The sequence below is a fragment of the Nostoc sp. NOS(2021) genome (assembly GCF_017115025.1).
GTDB lineage: Bacteria > Cyanobacteriota > Cyanobacteriia > Cyanobacteriales > Nostocaceae > Nostoc.
In genome coordinates, this window is sequence record NZ_JABXKM010000130.1 from 14,731 (window position 1) to 33,403 (window position 18,673).

The 18,673-nt window shown below is 42.4% G+C and carries 12 protein-coding genes; 9 read left to right on the forward strand and 3 right to left on the reverse strand.

Annotated features, from left to right (window positions below):
* Positions 1–298 precede the first annotated feature (298 nt).
* From HWQ41_RS16825 to HWQ41_RS16855, 7 genes are all read left to right on the forward strand, one after another.
* A complete protein-coding gene (locus HWQ41_RS16825; protein WP_292764960.1) occupies positions 299–1,780 on the forward strand; it encodes an amidohydrolase family protein in 1,482 nt (493 codons plus the stop codon).
* A gap of 328 nt (positions 1,781–2,108) precedes the next feature.
* On the forward strand, positions 2,109–3,290 hold the full coding sequence (locus HWQ41_RS16830) for an acyl-CoA dehydrogenase family protein (protein ID WP_292764962.1): 1,182 nt from the start codon (positions 2,109–2,111) through the stop codon (positions 3,288–3,290).
* A 108-nt stretch (positions 3,291–3,398) separates the two neighbouring features.
* Complete coding sequence (locus tag HWQ41_RS16835; RefSeq protein WP_292764964.1) at positions 3,399–4,220, forward strand: class I SAM-dependent methyltransferase; 822 nt, start codon at positions 3,399–3,401, stop codon at positions 4,218–4,220.
* A 414-nt stretch (positions 4,221–4,634) separates the two neighbouring features.
* Positions 4,635–5,741: an aliphatic sulfonate ABC transporter substrate-binding protein gene (locus tag HWQ41_RS16840; RefSeq protein WP_292764966.1), complete on the forward strand. Its 1,107-nt coding sequence runs from the start codon at positions 4,635–4,637 to the stop codon at positions 5,739–5,741.
* Positions 5,742–5,778: 37 nt separating this feature from the next.
* The gene (locus HWQ41_RS16845) at positions 5,779–6,642 is read left to right on the forward strand and encodes a TauD/TfdA family dioxygenase (protein ID WP_292764969.1); all 864 of its coding nucleotides are present in this window, start codon (positions 5,779–5,781) and stop codon (positions 6,640–6,642) included.
* Positions 6,643–7,173: 531 nt separating this feature from the next.
* Positions 7,174–8,262: a sulfonate ABC transporter substrate-binding protein gene (locus HWQ41_RS16850; RefSeq protein WP_292764972.1), complete on the forward strand. Its 1,089-nt coding sequence runs from the start codon at positions 7,174–7,176 to the stop codon at positions 8,260–8,262.
* Positions 8,263–8,887: 625 nt separating this feature from the next.
* Positions 8,888–9,931, forward strand: coding sequence for an aliphatic sulfonate ABC transporter substrate-binding protein (locus HWQ41_RS16855; RefSeq protein WP_292764974.1), 1,044 nt, complete (start codon positions 8,888–8,890; stop codon positions 9,929–9,931).
* 213 nt (positions 9,932–10,144) lie between these two features.
* Here the strand turns inward: HWQ41_RS16855 and HWQ41_RS16860 are convergent, their stop codons facing one another.
* Positions 10,145–14,509: a PAS domain S-box protein gene (locus HWQ41_RS16860; protein WP_292764977.1), complete on the reverse strand. Its 4,365-nt coding sequence runs from the start codon at positions 14,507–14,509 to the stop codon at positions 10,145–10,147.
* Between the two features lie 12 nt (positions 14,510–14,521).
* Complete coding sequence (locus HWQ41_RS16865; protein ID WP_366931678.1) at positions 14,522–14,701, reverse strand: helix-turn-helix domain-containing protein; 180 nt, start codon at positions 14,699–14,701, stop codon at positions 14,522–14,524.
* A 220-nt stretch (positions 14,702–14,921) separates the two neighbouring features.
* Between HWQ41_RS16865 and HWQ41_RS16870 the strand changes: the two genes are divergently transcribed.
* Both HWQ41_RS16870 and HWQ41_RS16875 read left to right on the forward strand, forming a co-directional pair.
* Entirely contained in the window at positions 14,922–15,206 is a 285-nt protein-coding gene (locus tag HWQ41_RS16870) for a hypothetical protein (protein ID WP_292764980.1), read from the forward strand.
* A gap of 265 nt (positions 15,207–15,471) precedes the next feature.
* On the forward strand, positions 15,472–17,685 hold the full coding sequence (locus HWQ41_RS16875) for a CHASE2 domain-containing serine/threonine-protein kinase (RefSeq protein WP_292764983.1): 2,214 nt from the start codon (positions 15,472–15,474) through the stop codon (positions 17,683–17,685).
* Positions 17,686–17,791: 106 nt separating this feature from the next.
* Here HWQ41_RS16875 and HWQ41_RS16880 read toward each other — a convergent pair whose 3' ends face one another.
* Positions 17,792–18,538, reverse strand: a complete 747-nt coding sequence (locus HWQ41_RS16880; RefSeq protein ID WP_292764986.1) for a hypothetical protein — start codon at positions 18,536–18,538, stop codon at positions 17,792–17,794.
* Positions 18,539–18,673: the final 135 nt, after the last annotated feature.

The window sequence follows — 18,673 nt, forward strand, 5'->3', positions numbered from 1 at the left end:
CTTGATGATCCCCCCAACCCCCCTTAAAAAGCGTCTATACACAAGTCGTATTACCCCCCTTAATCCCCCCTTATAAAGGGGGGAAACCGAAAATATAGTTCCCTCCCCTTTATAAGGGGAGGCTTAGGGTGGGGTAAAACGAGAGTCTAAACCCAGATTTCAAGCTATTTTAGACTTGTGTATACACCGTAACCTTAAAAAGGGGGGCAAAAAGTGGCTCAATTCCCCCCTTTTTAAGGGGTAGCTAGGGAGGATCTAAAGATACACAAATCTTTTGAATAATTTAGGGTAAACTATCATGACGATTGCTCTAGACCGCCCCCAAAAAACCAGGTCTGCTCAAATTCGGGAAAAACTTGGCTATCCGATCATTGATACCGATGTACATACCCAAGAATTTGAACCAGCAGTCTTGGATTATTTAGAGCAAGTTGGTGGAACTGCACTTGTCGAACGTTTCAAAGAGAATTTACCAGGATCTTCCCGCTTTAAGTGGTACAAGCAAACTTGGGAAGAACGTTTTGCTTATCGCAGCAATCGCCCGAACTGGTGGGGTCGTCCGACAAAAAATACTTTGAATTTGGCTACGATTAGCTTGCCCAAGTTACTGCATGAGCGTTTGCAAGAAGCAGGTACAGACTTTGCCGTTGTCTACCCCAACTTGGCAACGATGGCCCCGAATATCGGCAACGAAGAAATGCGGCGGGCTGTTTGTCGAGCAGTTAACACCTACCATGCTGACATTTTCCGCCCTTATAGCGATCGCTTAACACCCATTGCCGCCATTCCCCTGCACACTCCCGAAGAAGGGATTGAAGAGTTGGAATATGCAGTAAATGTTCTCGGACTCAAAGCAATTCAAATTCCCGGTTACGTCCGTCGTCCAATTCCTGCCTTTGAGAAGTATGGCAAAGAAGTGGCTAACGAAGTGGTTTGGATTGATAACTTTGGCTTAGATAGCCAGTATGATTACGATCCATTCTGGGCTAAGTGCGTAGAACTGAAAGTTGTACCCACAACTCACGCTTCTAGCCAAGGTTGGACAACTCAACGATCTGTCACCAACGCCCAGTACAATCACATTAATCACTTTGCCTTTGCAGCCGAAGCATTATGCAAATCGCTGTTCTTTGGTGGAGTTACCCGCCGCTTCCCGCAATTAAAGTTTGCCTTTTTAGAAGGTGGTTCAGCTTGGGGTGCTAGTCTATACGCTGATATTATTTGGCATTGGGAAACCCGCAACAAACAACATTTGTTGACAAATAACAATCCTGCGATTATCGATAAGGAAGCACTTGTAGAGTTGTACACCCGCTACGGTGGCGAACTTGTAGATGGACGCTTAGATAAAATTGGTGACGGTTTAGGATTCCACCATCAACTATTGGCACCAGAAGATCCAGGCGAACTCGATGAATTTGAACTCGCAGGAATTGAGAAACCAGAAGATGTGCGCGATCGCTTCTTAAATCATTTCTACTTCGGTACAGAATCAGACGATACCCGTGTATCCCAAGCTTTTAATCGTGCAGCTAATCCCTTTGGCGATCGCGTTAAAGCCTTCTTAGGTTCCGATTCTGGTCACTGGGATGTGCCTGATATCACCGCCGTTACTGCCAACGCTTACTCAATGGCAGAACACGAAATCATCACCGAAGAAGACCTCCGCTACTTCCTCTCAATCCATCCTTTGGAGTTGTACACCAGTCTCAATCAAGACTTCTTCAAGGGTACAGGTGTTGAGAAAGCCGCAAACGAATATTTGGCGGCTAGGGATTAGGGACTGGGGACTAGGGACTGGCGACTAGGGGGACAAAGAGGATAATCCATGCCCACTCACCAATCCCAATACCCAATAACCAGTCCCCAATCCCCTATAACGTTCCATGTTCCATTTCCTCTGTTCACTTGTAGCGTGGGCCTTGCCCACTCTACATTTCTCTTAAATAACGAACCGCAGAGGCGCAGAGGACACAGAGAAATGAGAGTTGAAAAAATATCCTAAAACTGACGCAAAAATCCTCTTTATTTCTCCTCCCTCTGCGTCTCTGCGGTTCGTTTATTTGGATAATTTATTGCTTTGAAATTCCTAAAAGGATTATTTGATTATGGTGCTAGATATTACAAAACCAAAGGATTACATTGACCTAGCAACTTCACTATCCAAGGAACTTGCTAAATCCGCAGTTGAAAGGGATGCCAAAGCCGGAATTCCAGAAGAAGAAATTAATAAACTGCGTGAGAGTGGCTTGTTATCACTGGTTGTACCCAAGCAATATGGTGGGATTGGCGCAACTTGGATTGATGCCTTAAAAATTGTCAGAAAACTGTCAAAAGCAGATGGTTCAATTGGTCAGTTGTATGGTAATCATCTCAATTTGACGGCTTTGGGTCACGTTTCTGGCACGCCAGCCCAAAAGGAAAAATATTATAGAGAAACTGCTAAGAAGAACTTATTTTGGGCAAATGCTATTAATACGCGGGATACTAGGCTGAAAATTAACCCAGAAGGCGAAAATTTTCGTGTTAATGGTGTTAAAAGCTTTGGTACGGGTATTTCCGTTGCAGATTTCCGGGTATTCTCCGCTTTAGAAGATGGCGTAGAATTGCCTTTTATATTCATAATTCCCAAAGACAGGGAAGGGTTAATTTCCAATCAAGATTGGGACAACATCGGGCAACGTCGCACTGATAGCGGTAGTTATACATTTAACAATGTTCTAGTAGAGAAAGATGAGATTTTGGGGCCACCAAATCCCCCTGATAGTGCCTTCTCAACTTTTCTTGGTATTATTGCCCAGCTAACAAAAACCAACGTTTATCTGGGAGTTACTAAAGGAGCCTTTGCAGCCGCTCGTGAATACACTAAAACTACTACTCAACCGTGGATTACATCAGGGGTAGATAGTGCTACTCAAGACCCATATATTCTGCATCATTACGGGGACTTTTGGATTGAAATTCAAGCTGCGATCGCTCTAGCCGACCAAGCCGCCGAAAAAGTACAAGCAGCATGGGATAAAGATGCAGAACTCACTTATCAAGAAAGGGGAGAAGTAGCGATCGCAGTTTCCGCAGCGAAGGCATTAGCTACCCGTGTAGGTATAGATATTACCAACCGCATCTTTGAAGTTACAGGAACTCGCGCCACAGCAACCAAATATGGATTTGACCGTTACTGGCGCGATTTGCGAACCTTTACCCTGCATGATCCTGTGGACTACAAATTGCGAGCGATCGGCGATTGGTTACTCAACGATCAGTTACCCGTCATCACACAATATTCTTAAAACATTGGGAATGGGGCATTGGTTATTAATTATTCTCTTCTACTCCCTCATCCTCCTCATCCCCCACTCTCCCGCTCCTAAATCCAAAATCCAAAATCCAAAATTGATATGACTCAACTAAAAACACTTCCTACCTACGACCCAAGTTTATTTGAGGGAGCCGCAGAGGGCTACGCTCAATATAGAACCAAATACCCACCTGTTGTATTCGACAAACTAGCCGAAATATTTAATCTCAATGGTCAAGGACGACTTCTTGATTTAGGTACTGGCCCTGGATTAATTTCAATTCCTCTGCGAACCAGATTTGAGGAAGTTGTGGCGATCGATCCCGATCCAGAAATGATTGCCGAAGCTAAACGGCAAGCAGCAGCAGTAGGAGCAAATAATATTACTTGGTTAGAACAAGGAGCAGAGTTAATTGACTCTAGTTTAGGGACATTTAAGTTAGCCACTATTGGTAGAGCCTTCCACTGGATGGAACGCGAATTAGTGCTTGAACGCCTTGATGAATTGCTTACTGATGATGGTGGACTAGCACTGCTTAACACTGGTGACAGCCCTTGGGAAAGTAATCTACCTTGGAAACAAGCTGCTGTGGGAGTAGTCAAGAAATGGTTAGGTGAAGAGCGGCGGACTGGACAACGAGGACAAGGCACTCGTAAGCCAGTCGATCCTCCCCATGAAGTCGTAATTGCCAATTCGGCTTTTGCTCGTCAAGAAGTCTATGAAGTGCCATTTGAAAAATCTTGGACTGTCGATAGCTATCTTGGCTACTTATACACTACAGCCTTCTCTCTCAAAATTTTCTATGGCGATAACGCCCCAGCATTTGAAAGGGATCTCAAAGAAGCGCTACTAGCAGTTGAGCCGTCTGGACATTTTACAGAAGAACTCAAAGCTACAATCCTAGTCGCTTGGAAGCACTAGTACCGCAAGGCGGAATTCAAAATTCAAAATTCAAAATGAATACAGCGTAAGCGTTTTATTGATTTGGAATGGGTGGTTTATTTACGCTGTGCTGTACTAGCAAAATTCAACACGAACAACACAGAGTTTCACTCACAAATTTAAATCTTCCACTAGCACGACATTGGAGTGAGCCTTTCTCACTCCACTTCCTAAATTTTTACCTCCTCACTGTTAAATTTTCAGTTCCTCGAATCGTTGCAGGGTGGGTCATACCCACTCTATTTCCTAATCTCAGACATAAAATTTTCCAATTTACAAAAAAATGAATTATCGTTGTTTTCAAATAAATTAATAGATAAGATTTTTTGTTTTTTACATTGCAATTAATCATCATTGTTCTAACCACCTAGAGGGAAATAAATAAAACAACCTATGCCAGCTTTAAAAGGAAAGTTTGAATTCAGGAAAAGCCAGAGAACAACACGTCGTTCCTTGTTGTTTGCTCTGGGCTACTGCTTAATGCTATCGACGGCCTTATCGAGTTGTAGTGAAGCCAAAAATAACACTCAGCAGTCAGCAGCTTCCCCTGAGTCAGTCGCTTTATCTAGCACTACAGAGAAGTCAACTGAGAAGCAAGTAGTACGGATTGTACGTTCAAAACAACTTACCGCTCTAGCAGTTTTAGAAAAGCAGGGTTCCTTAGAAAAGCGATTAAAGCCTCTGGGTTTTAAAGTACAGTGGCCTGAGTTTGCAGCTGGGCCACAACAGTTAGAAGCCCTGAATGCAAATGGATTGGATATCGCATCTACAGCCGAATCACCTCCTGTATTTTCACAAGCAGCAGGAGCGCCCCTTATTTATCTAGCTACTACACACCCCAGTGGTAAAGCAATTTCACTTTTAGTTCCTGTAAACTCTCCGATTAAAAGTGTTGCCGATTTGAAGGGCAAAAAAGTGGCTTTTCAGAAAGCCTCCATTGGTCACTACCTATTAGTTAAGGCATTAGAAGATGTCGGACTGAAACTGAGCGATGTCAAATCAGTTTTTTTAGCACCGGCTGATGCAAATGCAGCATTTAGTCAGAACAAGGTAGATGCTTGGTATATTTGGGAGCCATTCGCTACCAGAAATGTACAAAATAAAATAGCTCGTGTTTTAGCAGATGGTGGTAAGTTGCGAGATACTGGCAACTTTTACTCAACCTCACGCCAGTTTTATCAGGCTCATCCTGACGTGATTAAAGTCTTTTTAGAGGAGCTACAAAAGGCAGAAATCTGGACTAAGGATCATCCCAAAGAAGTAGCACAATTACTTGCTCCTGTAACTCAGCTAGATCCACCGACTCTAGAAATAATGCATGATAAATATGACTATGGGCTGGTACCAATTACCGAGAAAGTCATCATCAAGCAACAGGAAGTTGCAGACAAGTGGTACAGCTTAGGACTTATCCCCAAGAAGGTGAATGTTAGAGAGGGATTTTTGACACCTGAAGAGTATGCCAAAATTACTCCCTCAGATGTGTTAGCGAATAAGTAGTTATCCCCAAAAAGAAACTCAAACACAGGAAAATGTTATGTCTACCTCGACTTTAAGAAAAGTTCAAATTAGGTCTATTGATGCCCCTTTGGGAGCCATAGTTACCGATCTTGATGCCAGTCAACCGATCGCACCTGAAGTCATCTTACAACTTAAACAAACTTTGCGCGATCGCCATATCTTGATCTTCAAAGACCAAAAGCTTTCTGATCAAGAACTTTTGAATTTTTCGTTATACTTTGGCGCACTATTTGTACCATCTGATCAGACTCCAGTATTGGCTTCTAAACCAGGAGAAACTCCGGTGGTGATTCCGATTTCCAACGTCGATGGTGGCTATACCGGTACTGGAGAACTCACTTTCCATTCTGATCACAAATGGACTCCCACCCCATCTAGTGGTTCGCTTCTTTATGCCTTGGAAATACCGTCTCAAGGTGGAGATACTTATTGGTTAAATACCAATTTGGCCTATGAGGCATTAGATGAAGCTACCAAAGAACGGATTGCAGATTTACAGTTAATTACCTACAACCCATTTTTGCAAGACCGCAATGCACCCCGCTCTTTGTATCGTTTAGACAAGAGTATTCCTTTAATAAGTCCGATCTTTCCCCATCCTTTAGTTAGGACACATCCAGAGAGTGGTAAAAAGCATCTTTATTTAGATATTGCTACGGAAGTGGAAATTGTCGGGTTAGAGCCGGAAGAAGGATCTAAACTGATTGAACAGTTAAGGCAACATCTAAATCAACCCAAGTTCTACTACCAACACAAATGGTCTGTAGGTGATATTGTCTACTGGGATAATCAAGCTACCTTGCACTACCGTCAAGCATTCGATCCAAATGAGCGACGGGTATTGAAGCGGGTTAGCCTTGCAGGTAGTCGTCCTTTTTAGTCTCTATATCTGAAGTAGAGATGCAAGAAATTGCGTCTCTACAAAACCAGAATAATAGGTGGGATTATCCACCCTAATTTCTAAATTAGACAGGATCTTAACAATTCAAAATTCAAAATTCAAAATTAAAGACATTTCAGACGGGGATTTAAACCCCGACTGAAATGGGTCCTATATGTAGATTGCAGTTTCTTAAACCCTTTAATTTACGATAAACTTGATTATTTATGTAAAATTATATAACTAAACTACGCTAAATGATCTATTTATTTTGTTAATAAAGAATCAAAAAATATTTGTCAAAAGTTATCTATGTAATTGTAACAAAATGTATATATAAATATTGTTATTTAGGATGAAAATAGTGTTTATAAACACTTCATTTAAATCGGATAATATATAAGATTTAGACGATAATTAATCCTAAAAAATGCTCAGGGGTTGGTTTAAAAGTAGGAATTAAATTATTTAAAACTTGATTAATTTTCTTGAGATTAGGAAATTAGGAAAGTTTAACATGGAAGTGCAAAAATGTTTAGCAATGCCGTGAAAATTAAGTTAACAATAATCAGTAAATTAACATTATTTGTAATGCCTGGTTTTTTGGCTTTATCTACCACTTTAATAAGTTGTACGTCAACCAGCGATCATACAAATAGTGCAACTGATACTAAAGCAGATCCAGCAGCAACAAAAACCATTACTTTTAAAACAAAAGTGCTGCGAATGGGGTATCAAAGCTCTGGTGATTTAGTTAGAGTGACAGGAGTTTTAGAAAAACGTTTAGAACCCTTAGGTGTCAAAGTTGAGTGGGCGCAATTTGCTCAAGGGCCGCAACTTATGGAAGCGATGAATGTCGGCAAAATTGATGTTGGATCAGTTGGAGAAACTCCTCCCATTTTTGCTCAAGCGGCTGGTGCTAGAATCGTCTATCTGGCTGGTAGGCGAATTACTGCTACTTCAGGTAAAGGGAGTGCGATCGCAGTTCCTAAAGGTTCTCCAATTAAGACTTTAGCTGATATCAAAGGACAAAAAGTTGTCTTTCAAAAAGGTTCTGCTTCTCACTATTTTATCATCAAAGCTTTAGAAGAAGTGGGTTTAAAATACAGTGATATTAAAGTTTTGAGTATGCCCAATGTCGAAGCCCGTGGTGCATTTATTCAGGGCACTATTCCAGTTTGGGTAACTGGTGATCCTCACTTAGCTTTAGTAGAGAAACTCCACGGTGCGCGTGTGCTGAGAGATGCCACAAATATTGGTACTCCAGGTGGATATTATGTAGGAACACGCGAGTTTGCTAAAGAAAATCCCGAACTACTTCGGATTATCTTGGGAGAGATTGATAAAAATGGTCAATGGGCAGAAGCAAATCGTAAAGAAGTCGCCAAACTCATAGCACCGGTACTTAAAATTGATCTCCCCATTCAAGAAATAATTTCTGGACGCGCTAATTATCGACTTAAAGGAATTACTCCAGAATTGATGAAAGCTCAACAAAATGTTGCAGATTTATTTTATCAGGAAAAAATATTACCCAAAAAGATTGATGTTCAAGAAGCTTTGCTTACACCCAAAGAATATGCAGCTATTACTCCACCAACACTCATCAGTGAAAAGTAGAAAATAATCAGATATGAAGACTGGGGACTAGAAAATAGTTTTCCAATACCAAATCTCGAATCCCTTTAAATGCTTCATACTAAACAAGCCTAATTGAGGAAAAGCCACTTTTTACAAATATCCAGACTTTATTTTTTAACAAGTTGCGTAGGTATAAGTCCCCCGCAACCGTCAAGCGGCAAGTTTTGTGTTGGGGTTAAATCCCCATCATCAAACTGTACTTCCGACTTGTTTAAAAACCAACTAGAATACCAATTTACTAAAACCAAAAAGAGATTTGTTGAATTAGTGCAATCTCAATTTATAATACTAAAATGGTGTTTTAGGAGGTTGACAGAACAACTTCCAATTATCTTACTTGCTTTTGGAAGTAAGACTTAAAACCCACATTCTGCAATTCATTTTGTAATATATGAAGATTAGGAAATATAGCGATGCCTATGTTGGGCTGTGCCTACTAAATCTGACCATAAGCATAGCCCAACTACCAATAATCGTCAGTATTAATATTTAATAACATGACCATTATTGGTAATGATTTTTGAACTATTCATAGAATACATTTTGAAGTGCAGAATATGGGTTACAACTTAAAAGCTAAAACTTACGAGGAAAATCACAACTGATGAACAAGCTATTTCAACCACAACGCCGCACAGTTTTAAAGCGTATTGTCCAATATTCAGCACTGGGACTGTTTGCTTTATTATCTCCCTTTGTGGGTAGCCTTGTGCAAAGCACTCAAGCGCAGACAAACGCCAAAGTAATTAACTTGGCCTATCAAAGTTCTGGTGATATTGTCAAAGCTAGCAAAATTGTTGAGCCACGTTTCAAAGCATTGGGTGTAACCGTAAATTGGGTTGGGCCATTTGCAGCAGGGCCGCAATTGATAGAAGCGCTGAATGCAGGTAAGGTGGATATCGGTAGTGTCGGAGAAACACCTCCAATATTTTCCCAAGCCACAATCCCAGGCGCCCCTCAATTTGTCTATATTGCTGGACGCACGCCTACCGATGGGACAAACCAAGGTATTGTAGTGAAAGCTAATTCTCCCATTAAGACAGTAGCGGATCTTAAAGGTAAGAAAATTGCTTTTCAGGTAGGGTCGAATGCACAGTATTTACTAGCAAAAGCTTTGCAAGAGGTTGGGTTACAAATTAGCGATATTCAAATCGTTGCTTTGACTCCAACTCAAGCCCGCGACGCCTTTCTTCAAGGCCAGGCTGACGCCTGGGTGGGTGGCGATCCGTTGTTAGCTGTTGTGCAAAGTACTAATACTACTCCGATTCGGATTTTGAGAAATGCAGCCGGAATTAACACTTTAGGCGGATTTTATCTTGGCAGGCGTTCATTTGTCACCCAAAATCCGGCATTGGTGCAAGTGTTTTTAGAGGAAGCAGAGACGGCAGGAGAATTTGCTGAAAAAAACCCAACCATAATTGCCAACGAGTTAGCTCCCGATCTGAAATTAGATGTATCAATTGTAGAAAAGGTGGTACGCCGTAGTGCTTATAGATTGAGAAGACTAACACCTGCGATCATTGCCCAACAGCAGAGCGTTGCCGATTTTTATTTTGCACAAAAAGCCATCCCGCGTAAGGTAGATATCAAACAAGCGATTCTTCCTACTCTACAATATCAAGCTATCACACCTGATAATATCAAGTAACGGTAAACAGGTAGAGGCAGGTTTTTCATGATCGAGCAACGGCTCTCGTGAGGGAGTCGTTGACTTTAATCCAATACGCTTGGTGTTAGCGCCAAAAACCCTTCATCTGCGTAGGTTAGGTGGAGGAACGAAACCCAACATTTTCGTGGGTTTGTTGGGTTTCACTACGTTCCACCCAACCTACAATTATCCTTAACCCAAGCGTATTGGACTTTAATCAGCGATTAAGTTGGCGATCGCATCTACTAATTCGGCTGGCTCTATTGGTTTGGCAAGATGCTTGTCAAATCCGGCTGTTAGTACTTCCTTGGCGTTCATTTCTCCAGCATAGGCGGTAAGTGCGATCGCTCGAATTTGCCCTCCCTGCTCTGGTGGCAGCATTCTCAACTGTCGCATGAACATACATCCATCCACTTCTGGCATCCCAATATCGCTTAAAATTATATCTGGCAAGGATTGGGTTAAAGCGGCTAGTGCTTCATTTGCTGATGTTACTGCTGTCACATTTGCCCCATACTGCTCTAGTAAGAAGGCAATAAATTCTCGCGTATCTGTATCATCATCCACTACTAAAATTTTGACACCATTCAAATTTGAGGATGGCTCAGAGTCGCTACTGTCCTGTTTAATCTCAGATTGATTTTGGATTAGCGGGAGTCTCACAGTAAAAGTTGCCCCCTGATCTTCGCCCCCGCTTTCTACCTGAACTGTCCCGCCATGCAGTTCGACTAAGTGACGGACGATCGCTAACCCTAACCCCAATCCACCAAATTTTCTGGTGGTGCTGCTGTTCTCTTGGCGAAAATATTCAAATACGTAAGGCAGAAAATTGGGGTCGATGCCAATGCCCGTGTCGCTGACTGTGATCTGAGCATAAAATACAGGATTTAGCATGGGAGTATTTTCTGCTCTCTGTACCCTTTCTAGTCGGATATCCACCCGTCCCCCCGCAGGGGTAAACTTAACTGCATTTGAGAGCAAATTCCAGACGATTTGCTGCAATCGGCTGGAGTCACCTAAAACTTGCCCCAGATTTGCTTCCAGGCTGATGTGCATCTCAATTGACTTAGCTTCTGCCGATAGCCGCACTGTCTCTATTGCTGCCGAAATCACAGATGTCAGATCAACTGGGTAGATATTCAAGCTGAGTTTACCTTGTAAAATCCGGGAGATATCCAGCAAGTCTTCAATCAGTTCAGCTTGTAACTTAGCATTTCGCTCAATAGTCTTCAGGGCTTGAGGGATTGTCTTTTCATCAAGTTTTTTGGTTTGGAGTAGCTTTGACCAACCTAAAATTGGGTTAAGTGGCGATCGCAATTCATGAGAAAGGACTGCCAAAAACTCGTCTTTAATCCGGTTGGCGTTTTCTGCCACTTCCCGTGCGGTTTGCTCTGCCTCGTATAGGCGGGCACGTTCCATTGCTTGAGCGCACTGCTGTGCTAGTGCCAGGATAAAGGCTTGGTCATCCTGATTAAACTCTTGAATCTCGGCAAAAGCTAGAGACATTCCACCTATGGCTCGTCCCTCGATGATCAATGGAATCGAAATCCAAGCTCCGTAGTTGTACTGAGCATAATCCTCAGCCAGATTTGAGTAACGAGTAACCCTCGCTGTTGTTGGCTCTTGCCAGATAGGCTGCTTGGTTCTTACTGCTTCTGCCAGTGGCGCGGATGCATTAATAGAGAATCGACGCCATGAATCTACCGCTTCTTGTTGATAACCTACTGCACGGACAATTTCCAGTTCAGTGCCGCTTTTAGTCAGTAATGCTACTAAGGCAGAACTAGCTCCCAAAGCTGCCATACTTTGCTCTACAATTACTTCCGCGACCTGTGCCGGAGTTAGAGATTCAGAAAGTGCAGCGGTAATGGCTTGCAGACGTGCAGTGCGAGATGCTGCCCGTAAAGCCGCCTGTTGAGATTGCTGTGCTTCTGTGTAGAGTCGAGCATTATCAACAGCGATCGCTGCACGGCGAGCTAACTCCTCAGCTAACATCAGGCTTTTGGTGTCGTAGCGACGACCTGAAGAAGATACCAAAGTCATAGCTCCCAGCACCCGTCCCCGAACTATCAGCGGTACACTCATACCAGATGTTGGATTTAGTTCTTGCAAGATTTTTAGGTGATCGGCGTTGTCGGTTGCCGCTTGCATCTGTTCATCAGAAATAAAATGAGTAATTTGTGATTTGCCTGTCCGTATTACCTCAGCAACACCTTCTGTTTGTGTCAAATCAGGCGGATAATTGTATAACTGTTCTACAAATTCTTGTTTCCCTGGATCGGCATGGGCTGCTGCAACCCGACGGACTGATTGATTGTCACAAATAATATCAACTAAGCAGCAATCAGCTATTTCAGGCACTGCCAAACGCGCCAAACCTGCTAAAGTTGTCTCGTAGTCCAATGATGCAGCCAAAATCCCACTAGCCTCAGCGAGAAAACGCTGCTCCTCTTCCACCTGCTTGCGCTCAGTAATATCTCTCGAAGACGCCTGCATCTCTAAAATTTCTCTAGTTTGGCGATCGCGAATCGCTCGAAGAGTTGTTTCCAACCAGATATAATCTCCGTCTTGGTGACGAGCACGGTGAGTAATGGTATAAATATCTGGTAAATCGGCATTGACTGGGTAATTCCTAGCAATCTCTGCCACATCGTCAGTGTGAACTACCTCACGGCTGGGACGACCTACTAGTTCCTCTGGTTGATATCCCAGTACTGTGTAGCAAGCTGGTGAAACGTACAGAAGAATTCCATCTACTGTATGGCGTGAAATAATATCAGTTGAATTCTCAGCCAGCAGCCGAAAACACGCCTCACTCTCGCGCAGTTTTGCCTCTGCCTGTTTGCGTACATTAATGTTACGGAAATAAAGTGATAACCCTGTGGGTGAAGGATAGGCACGAACCGCAAACCATGCATCAAAGGGTGGGTAATAATCTTCAAGTTCAAGCGGCATTCCTAGAGCAACCGCCCTTTGATAAAGCTGACCAAAGCTAGTAGCAGCGAGTTCTGGGAACTCTTCCCACAAATTTTTTCCCAGCAGATCCTCGCAGGAACGCCCCAGAGTACTGCTTCCCTGATGATTGAGGTAGGTGAAGCGCCACCTACTGTCAAAAGCAAGAAAGCCGTCAGTGATCCTTTCCAAAATTTGGGTAACTTGCTCTTTGGCGTCTTCAGCCTCAACACGAGCCGCTTGCTCCCGCTCAAATAATTGTTTGCGCTCGACTTCTGCTTGCTTGCGATCGGTAATATCGACGCACATTCCTACCCATTCGCGGATTTCGCCTGTTTCGTCGAGTATAGGCACACCGCGTATATTCATGTAACGGTATTCGCCATCATGCCGCAGAACACGATACTCGGCGACTGCAACGCTGCGTGTCGGAAACGCCTGTTTCCAAATTGCCACCATTGAGGAACGATCTTCTGGGTGCAGTGCCTCAACCCAACCCCATCCTTTGTATTGTTCGGGACTTTGCCCTGTAAACGCCTGCCAAGTCGGAATATCATCAACAACGTTGCCCCAAGGGGCTGCGCTCCAGATGATGGATGCGCTTGCTTCTGCCAGTGAGCGGTAGCGTGCTTCACTATCGCGCAGCGCCGCTTGCTGTTCGCTCAAATATTGCCGCAAATCTCTAACCTCTTGAGCTTTCAGGTGATCAACTAAACCTTTAACAATGGTAAAGTCTTCCTTGCCAATCGAGACACCTGGGGTTTCAATAATCCGGCGATATTCTTCCTCGCTTTCTTGCAGTAACGAGGAATTTCGCTGCTGCTCGATGAACTGACCAATTTGAGTGGCGATCGCACTGATCATTTGGAGTAAATTGGTGTCAGGCTCTAAAATTTGGCCGCTGAAAAATTCGATCACACCTAAGATTTTATTACCCAGCCGAATCGGAAATCCGATGGCCGTGGCAAAAAAATTCTCGTATTCGGCGGGTGATGAAATCCAAACAGGTTGACCACTAGCCCAAGTTTGACCGGGTAGCCCTTCATTCAAAGCAATTGTGTGCTGGTTGAATGGCTCTTTCTCCAAGTCAGATGAATACCAACTACTCATGCGGTGCAGAACATTAGCTTCATCGTCTACACTCCAAATGATTCCAGCTTGCCATCCTAAACTTTCGCACAGGGATTGTAGAATAGCTGGAACCGCATTCACCAGCGTAGTCGCTTCAGAGAGGACACGGGCGATCGCATACTGTGCAGTTAGAAGCTGTTGGCTACGTTTGCGCTCAGTAATATCTGTAATTAAGATTGATACGCCAGTTTCTGAGGGATGGACGCGGTTTTCCAACCAGCGATGCCATTTTGGATAGAAATACTCAAAATTTACTGTAACTTGTTCGGCAACCGCGCGGTGCAGTTCAGTGTAGAGTAGGCTATTAACTGTGTCAGGAAACTCCCAAATACTCTTGCCTAAGAAGTCTTCCTTATTCATCCCAGCTAGTTCAGCTAGTTTGTCATTGACGTAGGTGTAGCGCCATTCCCGATCCAATATGACAAAAGCATCGCTGATCCTAGCTAAGACCTGTTCAACGTCTTGGGTGATAGTTGCTGGAACTTCAGCAGTCACAGTCTCTGCTCCTCATTTTTGAAAGTATTTGGCTAAAAGCGCCTCACCGGGTTTTCCCATCTCGTGCAATAGTTGTTCAATTTGTTTCATCGCCAGTGGTGAAGGTCGTGTCCGTCCGTTTTCCCATCGGTTTATAGTGTGGAACGAAACCCTAACATTGTTGCCAGTTTTACTTATGTAAGTTTGAGGCACTGGCGAGTCTCACGAACCAACAGTGCAATCCTTAGCTGTTCGATTGCAGGCATAAGGTAAATATATTTTTATTTTTCTACTAGATATTGGAATATAGCAGATGCTATAACTCTGACTGCATCTATCTAGGGCTATAGAGGTTGTGATTATGCACTACATCAACTATCATGCAAGCTATTTAAGCTAGTAATAGAGTTGTTTGAATCCAGGGAATGAAAATATGAGGGTTTGGCTTGCCTGCTTTTTCGTGCTGTTTGCCTTGGCGGAACTGTTTGACTGGTTGCAAGAATTTAATCTGCCATTACCTATCTATATTTTGGGTGGCGCTTTTTTAGCTGTTGCTTCTAACTATGATAAAATTATTGGCTCCTATTTTGCTGATTCAAGCATCGAAGCATCACTCGAACAACCGCAGTTAGATTTACTAACCCCATCTACTAATCCGATTTCTTTCCCAATTACCAGTCCTGTTGAAGATGCTCAAACATCTCAAACAGATGATTAGCCGCATAGCGTTAGACAGCAATAACTATAGGACTCCTATTTGATTTTTGAAAAAAACTCAGTATATCTTTATTCCTTCTTCCCTGTTCCCTATTCCCCGTTCCCTTTCTCTACGAGTGATTCAGGAATCAAATCGGATTGCTATAACTAGCAAGTAAATTGCTACATTAATAGAAGCTTCTGGTTAACTAGCTTTTAACCTATAGTTAGAAAATTAACTTCTGCGTCTGCAAGATATACCCAATTCAGGCTAACGTCGCAACGCCGTGATTAGTGGACTATTAGAAAAACTCCGTGTCCCCTTTGTCAAAGTTCAGGATTCCCGTGAAACTTCCCAGAGCAAAAGCTGGCTGCAAATTATTTTAGTTACCAGTGTAGGAGTCACCGCCTTGATCTGGGGAGTTCGGGAACTCAAATGGTTGCAGCCTTGGGAGTTAAGAGTTTATGATCAGATGTTGCGATCGCGTCCAGCAGAAGCACCTGATCGGCGGATTTTGCTGGTAAAAATCACTGACGACGATCTCAAACGAGAGAAATGGACTCTATCAAATCGTAGAATCAATCAGCTGTTAGAGAAAATAGAGTCTTATCAACCGCGAATTGTTGGTTTATATCTTTTCCGACCAGAAGACAACAATTTGGCAGCTAAGGAGCAAAATCAAGGTAACATTATCAGCACCTGTTTGTTCAGCAGCTTGGGTAGAGATGAAATTCCACCGCCGCCTAATTTTCCTATAGATAATGTTGGCTTTAGCGATGTGGTCGCTGATAATGAAAACGACCAAATTCTCCGCCGCAGTTTGTTATTTGCTAACTCTACAGACAATAAATGTACAACATCATTTGCATTTGGTGCCCTAATTGCAATTAATTATCTGGAAAAACAAGGCATTGAATACCAGTTCACTAAGAAAGGAGAGTTTCAGTTAGGTAAAACCCTCTTCCCACGTTTAGAAGCTAATTCTGGTAGTTATCAACATCTGGATGCAAATGGCTATCAAATATTATTAAATTACCGTCACCCTAACAGCCTCGCCGACCAAGTAACCCTCACACAAGTCCTCAGTGGCCAAGTCAACCCTAATTTAGTTAAAGACCGTCTTGTAATTATTGGCACCACAGCAGCTAATCTCCCTCCAGGTGGCTTTTATACACCCTACAGCACTTTGCCAGATCAACCAGCCAGAATGCCTGCTCTGTTTATTCATGCACAGATAGCAAGTCAACTCATCAGTACAGTGTTGGATGGGCGACCTCTAATTTGGTATTGGCCCGACTGGGGGGAACTTATTTGGGTGTGGGGCTGGTCGCTCTTAGGTAGTGTTTTAGCATGGCGGTGGCAAAATCCGTTGCTGTTGCTAGTGGTAGGAGGGACAACTCTACTTGGCTTAGTATTAATCTGCGTTGCTTTGTTTTTCCAAGCCGGATGGGTGCCGTTAATCCCTTCTGCTCTTGCTTTGGTGATTAGTAGTATCTGTGTGATTGCTTATACTAGCTACCAAAATCAGAGGCAAACTCAGATAATTATTCTGCAAGTTGAAAAACAACAAGAAGCGATCGCCCAATTAAATGTACTCTTAGAAGACAAAACAGCAATTCCCGACTCCTATCTTGACTTTCCTCCCCCAATTGATTCACCAGAAATAAAATCTGGTGATTTGCTTTTGAGTGGACGTTACCAAATCTCTAAAACTCTTGGTGCTGGTGGATTTGGTCGCACTTATTTAGCACAGGATACTCAACGACCGGGTAATCCGATTTGTGTAGTTAAAAAGTTAATGCCAGCCCGTCAAGATACACGATTTTTGCAAATTGCTCGCAGGTTGTTTAATAGTGAAGCTGAAATTTTAGAATCTTTGGGTAAACATCATCAGATTCCCGAACTACTTGCTTATTTTGAAGATGACCAAGAATTCTATTTAATTCAAGAATATATTGAGGGACATACCCTAAGTGAAGAATTACCACCTGTGCAGAATCTGCAAAATGAATCATTTGTGATCGAGATGTTCAAACAAGTTTTAGAAGTTCTCGAATTTGTTCACCAGCATCGAGTTATTCATCGTGATATCAAACCGACTAATATTATTAGATGCGCTCAAGATAATCGGCTGGTGTTGATTGACTTTGGTGCTGTAAAATTGATGCAACCGCCAAGTAGTGAGCAAACAGAATTAGCCACAGTAGCCATCGGGACGCGGGGTTATGCACCTCCAGAACAATTTGCCGGTCATCCCCGCTTATGCAGTGACATTTACGCTTTAGGAATGATTGGCATTCAAGCCATCACTGGGATACCACCGCAAGAACTCCACCCAGATGCAGAAACGGGTAATGTGATGTGGCGGCAAACAGCGTCAGTCAGCGCAGAATTAGCGGCAATTTTAGATAAAATGGTTTGCTATCATTTTAGCGATCGCTACCAATCAGCCGCCGCAGTTTTACAAGATTTAAAACGGATGTGTAACCCTGGCGATTAGAAATCGCGGCTATACAAACTTTCGTCCGCGCGGACTAACAAAAAATTAATGGTTTATAACCCGCAGAGGCGGGTTTTGTCTGTAATATCAAGGGTTTACACTTATATTAGTTATTAGTGCTATTCATCTTTAGCCCATATTGACCTTGTTTTTCTATAATCTGAGTCAATATTTTGTGGCAATGACAGTCACTTCCACATTGATTTAATATGTCTTGTGGAGCAATTTTACTAGAACCTAAAGCTAGACATATTTTTCCAGTACAAGTAAGCTGGAAATAGTCTCTTAAATTGCCTTGAGAAGGCAATTCGTTAATTTGATAATTTGTTAAAGGTTCAATAAAGCCTAATACTCGTAAATGTCTCAATTGTTGCTCACAAGATTGTTCCTTTTTATATGGAAACTGTCTTTGATCTTTTTCAGCATTAAATAAATTTTCCAGAGTTGTTCTCTCTCCATCGTCTAGCAAAGAGTCAAAAAACTTTCTTTGGTTTTCATCATCTTCTATTAAAGTTCCTAATAAAGCTAAAGCTTTTGACTCCTTTTGATTAGCCTCTATATTAGCTTTAATTTTACTATGAACTAGATTTAATTCTACTCCATTGCTACCAAATTGTAATTTTTCTATCCTCTCAATAACCGAAGAATTTAACAATAATATAATGGTTAAAAGTCCTAGTTCTGTTGTCTCTAATCTTCGGTTTTTCTCAAGTCCTTTAGCTGGGATGAAAACTAAGTAACCTAAAGCCACAATACTTATTATCATCCTGAAGTCAAATGCCCCTTTATTGGCTGAATTGCGGAGGCTAGGCTGAAAAAAATTCTTAATCGATTCAACTATTTTCTGGCTCATAGTACATTTTTACATCAATAAAATTGACTTATATTTGATAGAAAGCAATTGCTCATAAGGAGGTTTAAAAAACTAAATAGCTAGTTTCATCGAAAAATTACACAGCTTATTACCCTGTTATTATCTCTGGAATAC